General features: G+C 51.2%; 16 protein-coding genes and 3 tRNA genes. 12 read left to right on the top strand and 7 right to left on the bottom strand.

The features are described from left to right. Positions 1–32: 32 nt before the first annotated feature. The 3 genes from CRP01_RS08220 to folB all read right to left on the bottom strand — a co-directional run bounded on the left by CRP01_RS08220 (position 33) and on the right by folB (position 2,651). On the bottom strand, positions 33–1,187 hold the full coding sequence (locus tag CRP01_RS08220) for a 3-hydroxyacyl-CoA dehydrogenase NAD-binding domain-containing protein (RefSeq protein WP_099149537.1): 1,155 nt from the start codon (positions 1,185–1,187) through the stop codon (positions 33–35). A gap of 132 nt (positions 1,188–1,319) precedes the next feature. Next, positions 1,320–2,030: a DUF4197 domain-containing protein gene (locus CRP01_RS08215; protein WP_099149536.1), complete on the bottom strand. Its 711-nt coding sequence runs from the start codon at positions 2,028–2,030 to the stop codon at positions 1,320–1,322. A gap of 219 nt (positions 2,031–2,249) precedes the next feature. Then, a complete protein-coding gene (gene folB / locus CRP01_RS08210; RefSeq protein ID WP_099149535.1) occupies positions 2,250–2,651 on the bottom strand; it encodes a dihydroneopterin aldolase in 402 nt (133 codons plus the stop codon). Between the two features lie 128 nt (positions 2,652–2,779). On the opposite strand from folB, the gene CRP01_RS08205 reads away from it, so the two are divergent. The 3 genes from CRP01_RS08205 (at position 2,780) to CRP01_RS08195 (ending at position 6,576) form a co-directional block, all read left to right on the top strand. Continuing rightward, positions 2,780–4,000: an acyl-CoA dehydrogenase family protein gene (locus CRP01_RS08205; protein WP_099149534.1), complete on the top strand. Its 1,221-nt coding sequence runs from the start codon at positions 2,780–2,782 to the stop codon at positions 3,998–4,000. Between the two features lie 299 nt (positions 4,001–4,299). Then, positions 4,300–5,523 carry an OmpA family protein gene (locus tag CRP01_RS08200; RefSeq protein WP_099149533.1) on the top strand — a complete coding sequence of 408 codons (1,224 nt, stop codon included), beginning with the start codon at positions 4,300–4,302 and terminating at the stop codon, positions 5,521–5,523. Between the two features lie 75 nt (positions 5,524–5,598). Then, the gene (locus CRP01_RS08195) at positions 5,599–6,576 is read left to right on the top strand and encodes a GSCFA domain-containing protein (RefSeq protein ID WP_170110277.1); all 978 of its coding nucleotides are present in this window, start codon (positions 5,599–5,601) and stop codon (positions 6,574–6,576) included. Between the two features lie 11 nt (positions 6,577–6,587). Here the strand turns inward: CRP01_RS08195 and CRP01_RS08190 are convergent, their stop codons facing one another. Continuing rightward, on the bottom strand, positions 6,588–7,292 hold the full coding sequence (locus CRP01_RS08190; protein WP_099149531.1) for a hypothetical protein: 705 nt from the start codon (positions 7,290–7,292) through the stop codon (positions 6,588–6,590). A gap of 136 nt (positions 7,293–7,428) precedes the next feature. On the opposite strand from CRP01_RS08190, the gene CRP01_RS08185 reads away from it, so the two are divergent. From CRP01_RS08185 to CRP01_RS08175, 3 genes are all read left to right on the top strand, one after another. Beyond that, a tRNA-Gly gene (locus CRP01_RS08185) sits at positions 7,429–7,503 on the top strand. 257 nt (positions 7,504–7,760) lie between these two features. After that, positions 7,761–7,832 (top strand) — tRNA-Ile (locus CRP01_RS08180). Between the two features lie 72 nt (positions 7,833–7,904). Continuing rightward, a tRNA-Arg gene (locus CRP01_RS08175) sits at positions 7,905–7,976 on the top strand. A 36-nt stretch (positions 7,977–8,012) separates the two neighbouring features. Here CRP01_RS08175 and CRP01_RS08170 read toward each other — a convergent pair. Then, a complete protein-coding gene (locus CRP01_RS08170; RefSeq protein ID WP_099149530.1) occupies positions 8,013–8,702 on the bottom strand; it encodes a hypothetical protein in 690 nt (229 codons plus the stop codon). Positions 8,703–8,786: 84 nt separating this feature from the next. After that, a complete protein-coding gene (locus CRP01_RS08165; protein ID WP_099149529.1) occupies positions 8,787–9,755 on the bottom strand; it encodes a KpsF/GutQ family sugar-phosphate isomerase in 969 nt (322 codons plus the stop codon). Between the two features lie 291 nt (positions 9,756–10,046). Between CRP01_RS08165 and recQ the strand changes: the two genes are divergently transcribed. Next, complete coding sequence (gene recQ / locus CRP01_RS08160) at positions 10,047–12,245, top strand: DNA helicase RecQ (protein ID WP_099149528.1); 2,199 nt, start codon at positions 10,047–10,049, stop codon at positions 12,243–12,245. Between the two features lie 88 nt (positions 12,246–12,333). Beyond that, entirely contained in the window at positions 12,334–12,747 is a 414-nt protein-coding gene (gene aroQ, locus CRP01_RS08155) for a type II 3-dehydroquinate dehydratase (RefSeq protein ID WP_099149527.1), read from the top strand. 39 nt (positions 12,748–12,786) lie between these two features. Here the strand turns inward: aroQ and CRP01_RS08150 are convergent, their stop codons facing one another. Next, positions 12,787–13,512: an NUDIX hydrolase gene (locus CRP01_RS08150; protein ID WP_099149526.1), complete on the bottom strand. Its 726-nt coding sequence runs from the start codon at positions 13,510–13,512 to the stop codon at positions 12,787–12,789. Positions 13,513–13,709: 197 nt separating this feature from the next. Here CRP01_RS08150 and CRP01_RS08145 point away from each other — a divergent pair, with 197 nt between their 5' ends. From CRP01_RS08145 to CRP01_RS08130, 4 genes are all read left to right on the top strand, one after another. Beyond that, positions 13,710–15,812 (top strand): ComEC/Rec2 family competence protein, encoded by a 2,103-nt coding sequence (locus CRP01_RS08145; RefSeq protein ID WP_099149525.1) that lies wholly within the window; start codon positions 13,710–13,712, stop codon positions 15,810–15,812. 56 nt (positions 15,813–15,868) lie between these two features. Further along, positions 15,869–17,020: a ComEA family DNA-binding protein gene (locus CRP01_RS08140; RefSeq protein ID WP_099149524.1), complete on the top strand. Its 1,152-nt coding sequence runs from the start codon at positions 15,869–15,871 to the stop codon at positions 17,018–17,020. 174 nt (positions 17,021–17,194) lie between these two features. After that, positions 17,195–17,413: a PLDc N-terminal domain-containing protein gene (locus tag CRP01_RS08135; RefSeq protein WP_222845674.1), complete on the top strand. Its 219-nt coding sequence runs from the start codon at positions 17,195–17,197 to the stop codon at positions 17,411–17,413. An 85-nt stretch (positions 17,414–17,498) separates the two neighbouring features. Continuing rightward, a complete protein-coding gene (locus CRP01_RS08130) occupies positions 17,499–17,960 on the top strand; it encodes a HEAT repeat domain-containing protein (RefSeq protein WP_099149523.1) in 462 nt (153 codons plus the stop codon). Positions 17,961–17,999: the final 39 nt, after the last annotated feature.

Below are 17,999 nucleotides of genomic sequence, written 5' to 3'. Positions count from 1 at the left end.
ATGATTATTCCCAACGTACTTCCTTTCTGTAATTAAGCATTTCCTTTCTGCTTTCTCAACCACGGGCTGCAGCGATAGCGATCCTCCCGGTACATATCGTACAAGGCGTCCATGGAATCGACGCAGTGAGCATACCCCTTCTCTTCCGCCCAGGCAAAAAGCCCTTTGGGATAGTTGACGCCCTGGGTCATCGCCAGTTCCAGATCTTCCCGACTGGCAATATTCAGATACAGAGCATCCGCCGCTTCGTTGATCAGCATCAGCACGATCCGCCAGAGTATTTTCTCACCCAGTTCCGTATCCTTCACCGGCTCGGGTAGTTGGGCATTTTCATCGTAGCGATAAAAGCCGCGCCCCGTTTTCCGTCCCAGAAAGCCGGCTTCCACCAGTCGTTTCTGCGTAAAGGAAGGACGGTATCTCGGATCGTAAAAGAAGGCCTGAAAGACAGATTCGGTAACGGCGTAGTTCACATCGTGCCCGATATAATCCATCAGCGCGAACGGTCCCATTTTAAAACCGCCCAGCTCCGTCATCGCCCAGTCGATGGTCGCCGCATCAGCAATTCCTTCTTCCAGGATACGAATGGCTTCTCCATAAAAAGGCCGGGCTACCCGGTTGACGATGAAACCCGGCGTATCTTTGGCGATCACCGGGGTTTTTCCCCAGCTTCGGATGAGATCACAGAGTTGTTCGGCCAGGCCGCTTTCCGTCTGCACGGCCGGGATCACTTCCACCAGTTTCATCAGGGGGGCCGGATTGAAGAAGTGCATTCCCAGCACCCGTTCCGGCTTCTTGCAGGCGGCCGCAATTCCGGCAATGGACAGCGAAGACGTATTGGTGGCCAATACACAATGGTCGTCCACGATATCTTCAAACTCTTCGAAGAGTCGCTTTTTCACATCCAGCTCTTCAATTACAGCCTCGATCAGCAGACCACACTTCTGGAGCGCATACCGACTATCCTCGTAGTGGATGCGCCCGTTGGCATTATTGGCCTCGGCTTCCGTCAGGCTGCCCTTTTCCACCAGTCGCTGCAGGAAATATTCCAGTTTTTCTTTTGCCCGTCGCAGGGCTTTGGGGTTGTTGTCGTATAGACAGACTTCATGACCGGCCAGAGCCGCTACCTGGGCAATTCCGCTGCCCATGGCGCCACTGCCGACAATTCCTATTCGGGTATCTATATTCATATTTCTGATTGGGGGCTTGAGGGTAGATGATTGGTGGGTCAGGGCTTTTGGTAGGTAGGCTATTGGGTGGTTAGGACCTGGACGATTATGCTAAAAAGTCACAAAATCCAAACCTCCCAACATCCCGTTCTCTTAACTATCCTGCTTGGCAAATACTTTTTTCAACAGATCGGTTGTACGCGCGCTCACGTCGTTGCGGATCGACAGTTCCTTTTTGGCGACCATGGAGAACAGGCCGTCCAGCGCCTGGCTGGTAACGTAGTCACCCAGGTCCGGATTCACCTTTTCCACGAAGGGCAGTTTGTTGTAGGAATTCACCGCATCGCCCCAGTACTGGCGGGCATTGAATTTATCCAGCGATTCGACGATCACCGGACTGAATTCTGCGTAGAGTTTGTTGTAAGTCGCATTGTTCAGATAGGTGGTGGCGGCATTTTTCTCCCCCATCAGGATACCCAGAGCGTCCTGAAAGGTCATGGCTTTAATGGCATCCACGAAAATAGGTGCAGCCTTTTTGGCGGCATCTTCGGCTCCGCGGTTGATCTTTTCCAGAATGACGTTCTCCACATCGCTGAAGCCGGGAATATTTTGCAGTTTATCGGTGACCTTACGCGCCTCGGCCGGCAGCAGGATCTTGTATTGACTCTTGAAATAACCATCCTTGGCGGACAGTCGCTGGGCGCCTTCACTAATCCCGAATTCCAGGGCCTGTTTCAGTCCGGCTCCGATCTCGGCGGAAGTGAGGGCTCCGCTTCCGGTAATGGTGCCGAGGGCATTTTGTATTTCCTGGGGGGTACAGGCGGCCAAAAAAGTCAGCAACACCAGAAATCTAAAGTTTTTCATTGCATTCATTTTAAAGGTAGAAAGCGATGCCGACAGTCATGGCCGGTCATCGTCAAGAATATGTGTAAATCGCAGGAGAGATCCCAACTTATTCCTGATTAGGACCCGGGGCAATAAGTCCGGTCACTTCGCTGCTATAGTAAAGACGAAATCAAAGGGTGAAATAACGTTAGAAAAACGTTATGGTAATATTATTGTTCGCTGCCTGCACGCCCCCTTTTAACCTCCGGTCAGGATCCGGACCAGATCGCCGACGGAAAAGCCGAGCGAACCACTGGATACCTCCACCGAAGCTTCATCGACCGGGCCCGCCAGGGGTGGGTTCATTTTGCGTACTTTCACCTTCGCCCCCTGCACGTTGTCGAATTGCCGGTCGATCCGGTCCAGTATGCGTTGGGCTACGGTCTCCAGCAGTCGGGCCGGCTCACGAAACTCCGCGTGGCAAATGTGGTACAGGGTTTCGTAATTTACGGAGCTGGACAGCTCGTCCTCCTCCGCAGCATCTTCGATATCGGCCACTACCTGAACATCCACAATGAATTCCCGCCCCAGGGTCTCCTCCTCCGGATAAAACCCGTGGTATCCATATAAACGGATCCCTTCCAGTGCTATGATCGCCATTTTTTTGCCGGTAAGATAGGTATTTTGTGTCTAGTGATTAATCCTCCCAAAGCATGAACAATGCTTTCTGAAATATACTTAACTTTGCTTTACCAAATTCCTAACCAAAACCAAAATCAAAGGAGTATATGCACGCTAATGGCGCCAAGCAAGCCGAAATAAAGAAAAAAGCGAAAGAAGATCGCTTTCAGTATCACGACTACTATCAGATCGACGACCTCCTGCAGGAAGATCACCTGCTGGCCCGCGAGGCGGTGCGCGCCTGGGTAAAACAGGAAGTCAGCCCGATCATTGAAGAATACGCCGATAAAGCCCAGTGCCCGACCCACCTGTTCAAGCAACTGGGGGAGATCGGAGCTTACGGCCCGAGCCTGCCGGAAACCTACGGCGGCGGCGGTATGGATGAGATCGCCTACGGGATCATCATGCAGGAGCTGGAGCGCGGGGATTCCGGGATCCGTTCCATGGCTTCCGTTCAGGGTTCACTGGTGATGTATCCCATTTACCGCTTCGGCTCTGAGGAACAAAAAAGAAAATATTTGCCCAAACTGGCAACCGGCGACCTCATTGGTTGTTTCGGTCTTACCGAGCCGGATCACGGATCGAATCCCAGCGGCATGGTTACCAACATTAAGGATGACGGCGATGCCTATATCCTGAACGGGGCCAAAATGTGGATCACCAATTCACCGATGGCCGACATTGCCGTGGTGTGGGCCAAGGACGAAGAAGGGATCGTGCGCGGCCTGATCGTCGAGAAAGATATGAAGGGATTCTCCGCACCGGAGATCCACGGAAAATGGTCGCTACGGGCTTCCATTACCGGTGAACTGGTCTTTGAAGATGTGCGGGTGCCGAAATCCCAGGTGCTGCCGAATGTACAGGGACTGAAAGGTCCGCTGAGCTGCTTGTCCAAGGCACGTTACGGGATCGCCTGGGGAGCGATCGGTGCGGCACTGGACTGCTACGATTCGGCCCTGCGGTATTCTCAGGAACGCATCCAGTTCGACCGGCCGATCGGAGGGTTCCAGCTGACCCAAAAGAAACTGGCGGAGATGATCACGGAGATCACCAAAGCCCAATTACTGGCCTGGCGGCTGGGCACACTGGCAAACGAAGGGAAAGCCAGTCCGGCCCAGATATCCATGGCCAAACGCAACAACGTTCACATGGCCCTGGAAGTGGCCCGGGAAGCCCGGCAGATCCACGGCGGTATGGGTATCACCAACGAATATCCGGTGATGCGCCATATGATGAACCTGGAAACGGTGCTGACCTACGAAGGTACTCACGACATTCATCTCCTGATCACCGGTATGGATGTGACGGGCCTGAATGCGTTTAAGTGATTGGTGGTAGACGGTAGACGGTCGATGGTCGATGGTGGACGGTCAGGCCATCAACCATCAACCGTCAACCGTCAACCGTCAACCGTCAACCGTCAACCAAACATTTATATAAAATTTCGCAGTTTATCTCCTCAATAGCCGGGTTTATCGGTTAATTTAACGGAAGATAAAACAAATGCCCCCCGAAAAATCGTTAGTAGTATTGTTGTTGGGCAGAAAGTATCAAAGCATGGAACAACCAATCACCCGCTTCAAGCCTTTCACCAGCAACTTATCCGAAAAAAGCAAAAAGCAGAAAGATGTGGAAATCCATAACCTTTTGCGTGTTAGCCGTACTAGGCATGCAACATACTATGAAGGGACAAGCCTCGCAGGCAGCCATGCAGGCAAAAGATACGATCTACCTGACTAATCCCTCGTTTGAAGATTACCCTAGACCCGGCAAACCGCCAACTGGCTGGTATGACTGTGGTTTTCCCGGAGAAACACCTCCGGATGTCCAACCCGATGCCACCTTTTCCGTTTCGAAACCAGCTTCCCACGGCGATAGCTATATGGGAATGGTGGTCAGGGACAATGACACCTGGGAATCCGTTTCCCAGCGACTGGAGCGCCCGCTGAAAAAAGGTAAATGTTACGAATTCAGTATGGACCTCGCCCGTTCGGAGCTGTACATCAGCGTCAGCCGGGTAAGCGAGGAGACCGCCAACTACGCCACTCCCGCGAAGCTACGGATCTACGGAGGTTACGGCTATTGTGACAAGCAATTTTTACTGGCGGAAAGTAAACTGATCATCAACCACCGCTGGTTGCAGTACAACTTCCGTTTCGAACCACCCGCTGACTATACTTACCTGATCTTCGAAGTATTTTACCAGACACCGACCCTGTTCCCCTACAACGGTAACGTGTTGCTGGATAATGCTTCCGGCGTCCGGGAGATCCCCTGCAACGAGGAAACTCCGGCCGAACCGCAGGAGATCGTAAAAGAAAACGTTCCGCAAACACCGGCCACCCCGGATACCCGCCCGGATCCACCGGTAGTAAAGGAACCCCGGGTAGTGACTACGCCGCCGAAAGATCCTCCCCAGGAAACGGAACCGGCTACACCGCAGCCCGATCGCAAAAAGATCGTACTGGGTGGTAAAGAAGTCGGGGAAGTCCGGGAAGGGGCTACCATCCGGATCGACAAGTTGTTTTTCGAATCCAATAAGGCCATCATCAAGACCGAATCTTACGAAACGCTCGATGAGGTCTACGACTTCCTGCAGAGTCTGCCCGAAGTGATTGTGGAGATCGGAGGACACTCGAACGGTCTGGCCGGTACCAGTTTTGCCAATAAGCTGTCGACCGACAGGGCGAGGGCGGTAGCGGATTATCTCGCCGAAAAGGGCGTGAGCCGGGATCGCTTGTATTCCCGGGGCTACGGTAAGACCCAACCCATTGCCAGCAACGAATCTCTCCAGGGACGCCAGCAGAACCAGCGTGTAGAGATCAAGATCGTTGGCTTTAAGAAAAATTAATCTCCTTATCGATAAGTCCCGGATCCGGATCGCTTGATCCGGATCCGGGACTACTATTTATCCTACTCTACTACTTTGGATTTTCGCACTACCCTACCCTTTTCGCAAAGTCCATTTCAGCTCCATCACCGGCAATCGGTCCTGGCCCTGGGTTCCTGTTTTGCCGAGCATATCGGCCAGCGGCTGATCGATCGCAAATTCGGGCTGACGCTTAATCCCTTCGGTATACTTTACAATCCGGCCTCTATTCTGGGATCGCTCCGCCTGCTGGAAGCCGGCCGGCCGGTAGAACGCGGGGAGTTGTTCCAACATCAGGACCTCTGGCATCATTTCAGCTTTCACAGTCGCTTTTCTCATCCCGATGCTCCGACTGCCCTGGAGCAGATGAATGCATCCATCACAGAAGTACACCGCAACTGGGAAGCGATCGACCGACTGATCCTTACCTGGGGCACTGCCTACGCTTATCGCCATCTAGGCCAAGACGAGATCGTTGCCAATTGCCACAAATTACCGGGAGAGACCTTTGAGCGTTTCCGCCTGAAGGGTGAATCTATTGTAGAGACGTATACAGAATTTTTATCCCGCCTGAAAAAGGACAAACCGGGATTACAGGTCCTGATCAGTGTTAGTCCGGTTCGTCACCTGCGGGATGGACTGGTGGACAACCAACGTAGTAAGGCCGTTCTCCTGCTGGCCGCAGAAACTCTTTCCCAGGAACTCGATTTCGTCCACTATTTCCCCGCCTACGAACTGGTTCTGGACGATCTGCGGGATTACCGGTTCTACGACCGCGATCTGGCGCATCCGAATAGCGTGGCGGTGGATTATGTGTGGGATTATTTCCGGCGGGCCTGCTTCAGTCCGGAAGCTCAGGCGATTGACGCTCGCATCGATCCGGTGCTTCGGGCCGCCCGGCACCGTCCTTTTCATACGGATACGGCAGCTTTTCGTAAATTCTGTACGCAGCAGTTGGAAAAAATTGCCGAACTGGAAGCTCAATTCCCCTTTATCGATCTTTCTAAAGAAAAGCAACATTTTCTGAATGGCTGAACGGGAGCTTTCTAACGTACCTGAAAGACCTCCAGAAATTCGGGCTTTTCCGGTACGTAGCGATATTGATCGATCAGCAGCCGGATCACGACCTTCATATGGGCAGCTCCGTAAACTACGCCGATGAGCTTTTCCGCTCTGCCTTCCTGCTCCAGCTTTTGCCGTACCGTATTCCGCAGGATATTATCCCGGGCAGTGATGATGTAATTCCACATGCTGCCGGCTTCATCTTCCAAGGGGCCGTAAGCCATCCAGTTCTCCTCCGCGGAAGGCATAAATTCTTTGACCAGTTTACGGCGATCCATGTTTCGGCTGTAATAGTACATTTTGAGCGGGTGTAATACTCGCATTTTCAATTTATCGTAAAACCTCAATTTGCGCCATTCCTCCGCGCCGGTCTCATGCGTAAAATCGGCATGGATGAGTTTACCGGGCAGCTCATTCATTTTCAGGACCTCATTTTGGGTGACGAGACCTAGATTGCCGGCAAACCGCCGGTAATGCCTGGTTACATCATTACTCTTTTTAGATGCTACTCCTTCGTAAATGATTTCGTGACAACTACGGAGCTGGTCAAAAACCTGCCGGTAATACTGCTCTGTTCCAATGTGGAACATCGGAAGGATCCGGAATTGCAGACGCAGTTCAGGATCCCGGCTGCTGAAATCCAGTTTGATCACCCGAAGGTAGAAATCGGTCGATTCTACTACCTGCATAACTTGTCTGTTTTGGTGATCGTATAATTTCTTCAATTCTTCACCACCCTTCCCCTTAGTTCGCCTAAGCCAGGGAGAATTTATACAAAAACGCCCCCTTGGGAACTTCTTTTCCGCTCCTTCAGTTTATCTCCATGCAAGTGTAGTATAACGGCAATTATGCCTGACTTCCACTCAGGCGATGACGGTTCGATTCCGTTCACTTGCTCCAGAACCGGCGGCAGGCGGGTAAATAAAAGCCCGTCCGCCTCCACCATCAAAAAAATGATGAAAAATACTGTTTACCGTACGATTCGCCGATCCATTATTATCCGTAGCGCCGACTATGGGGGACGGTGCCGTAGATGACGGTCAACCAAAAAGCAACTGCAATGCTAAAAGCCCTCATAGGAATTTTCTTATGGGGGCTTTTTCGTAAATCCGACCTCCAGGTCGGATTCCCTCATTTTATCGGATATCCGTACAAATTGTGTCGTAGCTCAACGGTAGAGCACTGCTCTGATATGGCAGCGGTTCCAGGTTCGAATCCTGGCGACACAACGTAACACCGACCTCCATTCGTAAATCCGACCTCCGGTCGGTTGCAACGGCCGACTGGGAAGTCGGCAATACGGCCGGTTCGTTCAACTGGAAGGACACCTGAGTACGAATCAGGAGATATAGGTTCGATTCCTGTACCGGCTACACTATCTTTCGATAAATCCGACTGGAAAGGCGGCTTTACTGCTCTCTCCAGCCGTCTATCAGATCCAGGTAAGAGAATTTTACCGGATTGGACACTACATCGTAGCGCTTACCGGAAAAGGGAGCATGGACGGGCAAATAAAAGCGAACACTCACCGAATCCTGTGGATCCAGCGAAGCCGCTGGGTGCCAGACCCATCCTGCTCCCTTTTTGATAGTCATCAGGGGTTCGAGGTGGATCGGATCGTAAAAGATCGAATCCCGGCGAACGCTAAGCATCCTGTCGAATTGAAAGCGATGATAAATAGACCGCTCCGTTTTTTCCAGACTGAAATTTTCCCACGGATTAATGCTCGCCAGTCCCAATCCGGTACCACAATCGAATCCATAGCTTTCCACACTCTTTTTGTAGGGGGAGTCAAATACAATTCTTCCCGCGTATTCAAAGAGCGTGGAATCCGTCAGCTTGAACTGCAGGTCATTGTCCCGGTAGATCCAGAAAAATTTAGGAAAGAAAGAACGGTTGGTAAGTTGAAAGCGGAGTACACCCGGCCGAACCCGCTCCACCCGGTAACTTACGGAAGACATTGTTCCGGCCGAAGCATACATCTGGGTCAGTGGAACGAGCCTTCCCAAAAAATATCCCCGCGTATATCGGAGATCAAGCGTAAGCAGTATCCCAAGAGCAACCGATAGGATGATAAAAAACCTTTGTACCCATTTCATTTGATCCACCGTTTTGAGCTATCCAATACCCAAGAGATGCACCTACGCCCGGGTTTCGGTGGATATCCGCAGCGGAAAGCATCGTCAGACGAGCCCTTCTTTGACCAGATCGTGTAGATGGATCATGCCGACGTACTGTTGGTCCTTCAAAACGATCAATTGGGTAATGCTGTGGCGGCGGAGGATCTCCATGGCTTTCACCGCGAGCGCATCGTGCTCGATAGTCTTGGGTTTGGCGGTCATAATATCTTTCGCCTGCAGATGGTCCAGTCGCGGGCTTTTTTCCAGCATACGCCGCAGGTCGCCGTCCGTGATGATGCCCAGCAGTTGCCCGTTGACTCCGGTGACGGCCGTTCCACCGAGGCATTTGGCCGTCATTTCCAGGATTACCTCCTGTAGACTGGCCGTTTCCCGTACAGCCGGCACTTCATTGCGGGGATAGAGGTCCCCTACCCGCAGATACATCTGCTTGCCCAGGGAACCTCCGGGATGGAACTGGGCAAAATCCTCCGGAGAAAATCCCCGCAGGGCCAGCAGTGCGGTAGCCAGGGCATCCCCCATAGCCGCCTGGGCCGTGGTACTGGCCGTAGGCGCCAGGTTATTGGGATCCGCTTCCTGGGCGACCGGGGTATGCAGCAGATAATCGGCCTGCGTACCGAGATAGGACTTCTTTTTGCCGACCATCGCGATGAGTTTGCTCCCCAGATATTTGACCAGCGGCACCAGCACTTTAATCTCGGCGGTTTCCCCGCTTTTGGATAGACACATGACCAGATCTGCCGACCGGATCATACCCAGATCGCCGTGGATGGCATCCGCTGCGTGCATGAATACGGCCGGGGTTCCGGTGGAATTCAAAGTGGCTACAATTTTCTGAGCGATCAGGGCACTTTTGCCCACACCGGTGACTACCAGCCGGCCGGGAGAGGTATAAATTGCCTCCACACATTGCACGAAAGAATCGTCAATACTCTTTTTGAGACGACGCAATGTCCTGGCTTCTATATCAATGGTTTGGAGGGCCGTTTTAACTATAATATTTTCGGAATCCACAGCAAGTTTTTTTATCTTTGACGGCTTTTTATGCCTAGGGTGGCTGTAAAAAGGCAAAATTCAAAAAAAATGCAGCAGAAAAGCGAAAAAAGCGGAAATTTCTTTAAATTTAAGGAAGTCCATCCGCATCATTTTTCTCTGCTTTTGCAAACTACAGCCATTCCCAAAGAAAAAACCGTATAAAAGGTACAAACACCGACTATAGTTTTATGACCAATTACGTTTGCCACAAATTGTAATGAATGCCAATTTCTGGGTAATCGTTAAAAATCAGTACAAAGAATTCCAACCATGACCGTGTCCAAAGAAAACTTGCATGTAGCCTTAGATCGTTATTTTGGATTTGATAAGTTTAAGGGGAATCAAGAGGCTATTATAAAAAGTGTCTTGAACGGTAACGATACTTTTGTTATCATGCCTACCGGCGGAGGAAAATCCCTCTGTTATCAACTTCCGGCCCTGATGCTGGATGGCACCGCACTTATTATTTCTCCACTCATTGCGCTTATGAAAAACCAGGTTGACTCCATCCGGGGGTACAGCCAGGACGACGAAGTTGCTCACTTCCTGAACTCTTCCCTGACCAAAGCGCAAATGAAGCAGGTCAAGCAGGATATTATGGACGGCAAAACCAAATTGCTGTTCATCGCTCCGGAGACCCTGACCAAGGAAGAAAATATAGAATTTTTCAAACAGGTTAATATTTCCTTCGTTGCAGTGGATGAAGCCCACTGTATTTCCGAATGGGGCCACGATTTTCGCCCGGAATACCGCCGCATCCGCTCCATGCTCGATGCGATCGGAGAAGACATTCCGGTGATCGCCCTCACGGCAACGGCCACGCCGAAAGTCCAGTCCGACATCGTAAAGAACCTGAATATGGATGATCACAATACCTTTGTGTCGTCCTTCAACCGGGAAAATCTTTACTACGAAGTCCGGCCCAAAGGAAAGAAGGAACAGACGATCAAGCAGATTATTCAGATCATCAAGACCATTCCCAACCAATCCGGCATCATCTACGTGCAAAGCCGCAAATCTGCGGAAGAGATTGCCCAAATGCTGGTGGTCAACGATATCAAGGCCGCGCCTTACCACGCCGGTCTGGATGCCAAAACCCGCAGCCAGACCCAGGACGGTTTCCTGATGGAGGATATTGATGTGATCGTCGCTACCATCGCTTTCGGGATGGGGATCGACAAACCGGATGTGCGTTTTGTGATCCACTACGATATTCCCAAAAGTATCGAGAACTACTACCAGGAAACCGGTCGCGCCGGCCGGGACGGACTCGAAGGCCGCTGTATTGCTTTCTATGCCTATAAGGATATCCTGAAACTGGAGAAGTTCCTCCGGGACAAACCGGTTGCAGAGCGTGAAATGGGCGCCCAACTCATGCAGGAGGTGATGGCCTACGCCGAAACTACCGCCTGCCGCCGCCGGTTCCTGCTACACTATTTCGGTGAAGACTTCAACGATGAGGACTGTGGGAAAATGTGCGACAATTGCCGCCACCCCAAGGAAAAAGTTGAGGTGAAGGACGAAATGAAATTGGCGCTCGAAACCATTCTGGATCTCGATGAGAACTACGGCATCAAGACCCTGATCGATTTCGTGACGGGCAATGAGACCAAGCAGATCAAGGATTTCCGCTTCAATAAACGCCCCCTATTCGGAAAAGGGAAAGGAAAAGATGATACTTTCTGGAGTTCCGTATTCCGTCAGGGCATTCTCGAAGACCTCGTCTACAAGGACATCGAGACCTACGGCCTCCTGAAGATGACCGATAAAGGCCACGAGTTCATTAAGCATCCGCATTCCTTCATGATCCCGATCAACCACGATTTTGAAGCGGAACTGGCCGAGAGTAACGATGCTCCCGTTCGTACCGCCGTGCTGGACGAAAATCTGATGGGGATGCTCAAGGACCTGCGTCGCAAGGAGGCTAAACGCCGGGATGTGCCGCCCTTCGTGATCTTCCAGGATCCTTCGCTGGAGGATATGGCCACGCAGTATCCCATCACACTGGATGATATGATCCAGGTGCAGGGCGTGAGCAAGGGTAAGGCCAAACGCTACGGCCGTCCTTTTATCGAACTGATCGCGAACTACGTTGAGGAGAACGAAATTATCCGTCCGACGGAGTTTGTCGTAAAGCAGGTCGCCAATAAATCCAAGGTAAAAGTGAATATCATTCAGGGTATTGACCGCAAGATGCCCTTGGAAGACCTGGCCGGTTCCAATAGCCTCAGCATGGAGGAATTGCTGGAAGAACTCTACGCGATCGTCAATTCGGGCACGAAAGTGAACATCGATTATTACATCGACGAAAATGTCGACGAATACTCCCGGGAAGATATCTTAGATTATTTCAGAGAGGCCAAGACCGATTCCGTCGAAGAGGCTTACGCCGAACTGAACGAGGATGACATTACCCGTGAGGAGATCGAGATCATGCGGATTAAATTCCTATCTGATTACGCTAATTAAAAGAGGCGCTGAGGGGGCGGGAGTCTGTGCTTAGGAAGTTCGTTTCGATCTCCGTGCCGACGCCGGCCCTCTTAGTCCCCATATTTCTATGGAAATTATCATCATCAACGGTCCCAATCTCAATCTCCTGGGGAGAAGGGAGCCGGGCATCTACGGGGAAGATACCTTTGAAGATTTTCTGCTACACCTGCAGGGATTATTTCCTTCCGTAGATCTTCATTATTTCCAAAGTAACCACGAGGGAGAGATCATTGACAAACTGCACGAGGTAGGTTTCGATTACGACGGGATCATTCTCAATGCGGGAGGTTATACCCATACTTCCGTAGCGATGGGTGACGCGATTGCGGCCATTGAAACGCCGGTGATCGAAGTACATATCTCCAATGTCTACGCCCGGGAACCTTTCCGGCACAAGTCCTATTTATCCCGGAACTGCGAAGGTTGTATTATCGGATTCGGCCTGCGCGGGTATGAATTAGCAGTACAGTATTTTTTGTAAGATCGTTCGGAGCGAGATGGGCTCCGAACGGGAGGTGATCTACGATACGCCTTCCATTTTCTTTTTACCTTCCTTCAACTCGAAGTTGAAGCCATCGGCGAGCAATTGCTCGTATTTATCCTTATCGAATTTATACAGGCGCGCCGGACGGTGCGCCACGCCCTCCTGGGTCTCATCCAGATCGATGAGCAGATTCATGGAGAGGATCTTTTTGCGGAAATTCCGTTTTTCCAGTTCTGTTTCGAGTATGGCTTCGTAGAGGTGCTGTAGCTCGGTCAGGGTAAATTTATTCGGCAGGAGCTCGAATCCGACCGGGCGATAACGAACCATCCATTTCAGTCGCTGAAAGCAGGCATCGAGGATCTCCTGGTGGTCAAAAGGCAGATTCTTTAACTTGGAAACGGAATGCCATTCGGCCTTGCGGGCTACGGCAGAGCTGGTCTGTACTTCGTAATTATCAATACGGATGAGGGAAAAATAAGCAACGGTGATCACCCGCCCGAAAGGGTGCCGGTTCACCGCACCGAAAGTCTTTACCTGTTCGAGGAAAACGTTGCGAATTCCCGTCATTTCTTCCAGAACACGCTTGGCAGCCGTATCCAGATCTTCGTTGGGATACACAAAATATCCGGGTAAAGCCCATCTGTTCTTAAAGGGTTCTTCTCCCCTTTTGATCAATAATACCTTGAGGTCTCCTTCATCAAATCCAAAAATGACGTTGTCGACCGTGAATGCCGACTTAAAGAAATTGTTCAATTCCGTCATAACACACAGCAGCTCAGTAATATGATTTGGTTCGGCAAGTTACTCATTTTGACAGCTTTTTCCAACGGATTAGGATAATTAGTGTAAAAAGTACAACATCTAAACACGCCATATTACTTTTTGTTTTTCTAGGATTTATCAAAAAAAAATTATAACATGTAGTGTTTTTATTATATGTTACTCTAAAACGCGCTCTGATGAACTGGCCTGCACTACCTTTCGTGCGGTTGATCCTGCCTATGGGTCTGGGTATCCTATTGGGTACTGCTTCATTTCCCGTTCCCGGGCATATTTTGCTTATTGGTCTTGGATCTTTCCTCTTTTTACTGTTCTACCTTTCCCGTTCCAGGCTTACGTACCGCTATCGACGCTGGTTTGGTGGATTGCTTTTCTGTAGCCTCACCGTCTTCGGGTTCGGATTACTTCGATACCATACGCCCCGTTACCATCCGGATCATCTGATGCACCTTACCGACCAGGCATCCTACTGGGATTTCCGGGTAGATCAGATCAGAAACGTGGATAAGAGCATCCGTGCTCTGGGGACCGTACTGGCGGCAGCTGATTCCGGCCGATCCGTATTCCCGGCTAGTGGTCAAGTGCTCCTTTACCTCGATCCGGATAGCCTGGCCCGATCGCTGGTTCCCGGCGACCGATTGTGGTTTCGCGCTCCGGTAGAACAACTTAGTCCGGCCATAAATCCCCACGCTTTCGACTTTGCAGCCTATATGGCCAAAAAGGGCGTATACCACCGGGCTTTCGCTTCCGGGAAAGATTGGGTCCGGACGGAAGCGAACACCAACGGGGGGCAGGCACACCTCTATCGCCTGCAGCAATATTGCCTCGGTCAACTCCGCAAATACATCAAGGGAGAAGCAGCCGTTGCCATTGGCGCGGCGCTGATCATGGGGGAACGCGAACTGATCAGTGAAGAAGTACGAAAGGCCTACACGGATACGGGATCGATCCACGTACTGGCCGTTTCCGGTCTGCACGTCGGGATCATTTACCTGGGGTTTGGTTGGCTGCTGACTTTAGTGGGATTGAAGGGACGATCACGGCGCTGGCCGAGAGCGGTATTACTGATCGTGGCCATTTGGTTTTATGCACTCTTCACGGGTGGATCCGCTTCGGTGCTTAGAGCCGCCAGCATGTTCTCGCTGCTGATCATCGGGGAAGCACTTTACCGCCGTCACAATATCTACAATACGCTGGCCGCCTCTGCCTTTTTGCTTTTGTGTATGCAGCCGTACCTTTTATTCGACGTCGGTTTTCAATTGTCTTACCTCGCGGTGATCGGCATCGTCTTTTTTCAGGGGCGGATCTACCGGCTTTGGTATATTCCCAACCGGGTCGGAGATTTTTTCTGGAAACTCGCCTCGGTTTCTCTGGCGGCTCAATTGACCACATTACCCATCAGCCTGTTCTACTTTCACCAGTTCCCCCTTTATTTCTGGCTGTCGGGTTGGGTAGTTGTCCCGGCGGCCCTCGTTATTCTCAGTCTGGGTTTGGGATTGTTGCTGTTGCACCACTTCCCCTGGATCCCGGATTTGTTGGGTGAGGTACTGGAAGTGGTGATCAATACCATGAATGAACTCATCTTCGCCATTCAGCAACTGCCACTGGCTCTACTTAATGGTATCTGGCTCGGTAGCGGCATCATTCTGCTACTCTACGTCGTGATCCTGAACCTGATGCGGGGCCTGCACGATCGCCGGCTGCGCCCGGTACAGGCAGCCCTACTAGGAATGATCGTAGTGGGCATCTGGTGGAATGTCCGCATCTGGCGGGCCCAGACGCAGCAAGTGATCACTGTTTATCATCTGTACGGCCATACTGCTATTGATATTTTCGAAGGCCGGCAGGTCTATTGCCTCAGCGATCTCCCCGCTGACGATCCCAAGCTCACCATGGCTGCTGCCAACAACCGGGCTTATTACCAGGCCCGTTCGGTGGCAAGCATCCCGATTCAGGATACGACTATTCAGAAGCAGCACTTTTATTACCAAGACCGCTATTTTCGGTTTGGCCGGTTTAGCGGACTGATCGTGGAGGCGCTGCCCGAACGTCTACCTCCGGCTCCCATCGAGATCGACCTGCTGATCCTCCGCAACAATGCCCGGCTGGATCTACACGAGCTGATCCGTTTTTTTTCGCCCGATCTGATCCTGCTGGACGCATCAAACTACCGGCAACGCGTGGATCGGTGGCTGGAGGAAAGCCGGCAATTGGGAATCCCCTGCCGGGATATCGGTCGCCAGGGAGCCTGGCTTTCGGAAATTCCCGCAGAAGAGATCTGAACACTTGAGTATTGGATAAATGATCCGCTTTTTTCACACACTCAAAACAATGGATCATGTCCGACAAAAAAACTGATTTTTGGTATTACACCCGTCGCGAAAGGCAGGCTACGCTGGCCCTGCTGATCTTGGCTATTTTGGTCTTCCTGTTTCCCGCTGTTTATCAATTTCGACCGGCCGGAGAAACTTCCGTCGACCGCCGAGATTTTTTACAGGCGATCGAGGAATTGGAACAAATGCAGGAAAAAGCAGCGCCCCTACGGGTAGCGGCTGCGTTTTACTTTGATCCCAATGCAGCTGATCTGGAAACGTTGGAACAGCTTGGCCTGCCGGCGGCTACCGCCCGAACGATCATCAAATACCGCGAGAAAGTCGGTAGGTTTCATTCCGTCGAGGATCTCCAAAAGATCTACAATCTCCGTGAGGAGGATTTTCAGCGACTGGCACCTTATATAAAAATAGCGGCCGCTCCGAAGAAGGCAGCTCCTCAGGCCACTCCACGGGCAACTGTTCAACCGGAAGAATTTCCCTTTGATCCCAATGCCGCTACTTACCGGGAGTTGGTCCGACTGGGTCTGCCGGAAAAAACCGCCGCTACCCTGATCCGCTACCGGGAAAAGGGCGGAACTTTTCGGAAAAAAGAAGATATGAAAAAGATATACGGTCTGCGGGAGCAGGATTACCAGCGTCTGGAGGCTTTTATTACGCTTCCCCTGGCCGATGCTGCGATCCGGTCAGATCGGTTCGCTGACGATCTGCAACCAGAGCAACCTGCCAGAGCAGTTCCGGCCAGTTACGCCGCTCCCGCCCCGGTCAGTATTGATATTAACCAGGCTACTGCGGAAGAATGGCAACTACTGTACGGTATCGGCCCGGTGCTTTCGCAGCGGATTGTCCGGTTCCGGGATAAACTGGGCGGTTTTGTCCGGATCGAACAGGTCGCAGAAACTTATGGCCTACCGGACAGTACCTTTCAATCCATTCAGGATCAACTCCGCTTCTCGCCCATTCGGGAGCGGATCGCCATCAACCGGGCGGATGCGCGGGAACTGCAAGCTCATCCCTATATTCAGTGGAAACAGGCGAATGTGATCGTAGCCTACCGGAGCAACCACGGACCTTTTGCCACGGTAGCCGATCTGGAGAAGGTCCTCGCACTAAACAAGGAATTTATTCAAAGGATCGCGCCCTACATTCAGTTTGACTGAGCGGCGGATATTGCGGTTGGTGGCTTTCGTTCATTTCCTCCTAGGTTAGTCGAGATTTGCCCTAGGTTAGCCGAGGAAAGTGGAATTTCGTCGGTAAAACCGGCAATATTGTAGTATTCGATCAATACAATACAACAATTGATCACCTAACAAAAATTAAAACAATTTACTACAATGGGAATTATATTCGGTTTTTTCAGCATGTTGATCGGTCTGGGTCTCACCCTGATCTGGGTATTAGCTTTGATCGAGATCGTGCGCAGTGAATTTCAAGATAAAAATGAACGTCTGGTCTGGTTGCTGCTGGTGATCCTGGTCCCTTTCATCGGAACCATACTTTACTTCGCGATCGGCCGGAAACAACGCCTCGAAGGCGGCGGCGATATTCTGTAAGCAGGTAAGCCATCGCCGGTACGGGACTATATGATCCAGCATTGGGTTATCAGCGCATTCAATTGACCAACTAAACCCCAGTACCATGACCATTCTGCAAAACCTGCTGATCCGCATCGGTTTAAAGCGGATCAGCCAACAAGATGTAGCCCAGGGCATCCGGGAAAAAGACATCAGTTTATTGAAACTGATCATCCGCTTCGGCTCGTATCGGGTACGCAAAGCGGCCGTCCTCGGTCTGGGGAAGGTTCGCGACAAAAGTACCGTGCCGGAATTGATCCGTTTGCTCTGGGATGATTTTGAAAGCGTCGCAAGGGCGGCCAGACAAAGTCTTCAGGTTTACTTACCTGACACCCAGGTAGAAAGACAATTAAGAAGTGCTGAGACTTTCTGGACACACAGAGAGGAACAGCGGTCCCTAAAACGCAAAGCGATCTGGTTTGACACCAATAATCCCCTGCAACCGCAGGCTCCAATGATCGACAGATCAAAGATGCATTTATTGGCTAAGATCAAAGTACAATTACAAAAGCCAATCCGCTTTTAATCCTAATCGCTTTCATGCTTTAATTTTTTCGCTTAATCA

The sequence above is a fragment of the Flavilitoribacter nigricans DSM 23189 = NBRC 102662 genome (genome assembly GCF_002646595.1).
GTDB lineage: Bacteria > Bacteroidota > Bacteroidia > Chitinophagales > Saprospiraceae > Flavilitoribacter > Flavilitoribacter nigricans.
This window is presented reverse-complemented; position numbering and strand designations above follow the sequence as displayed.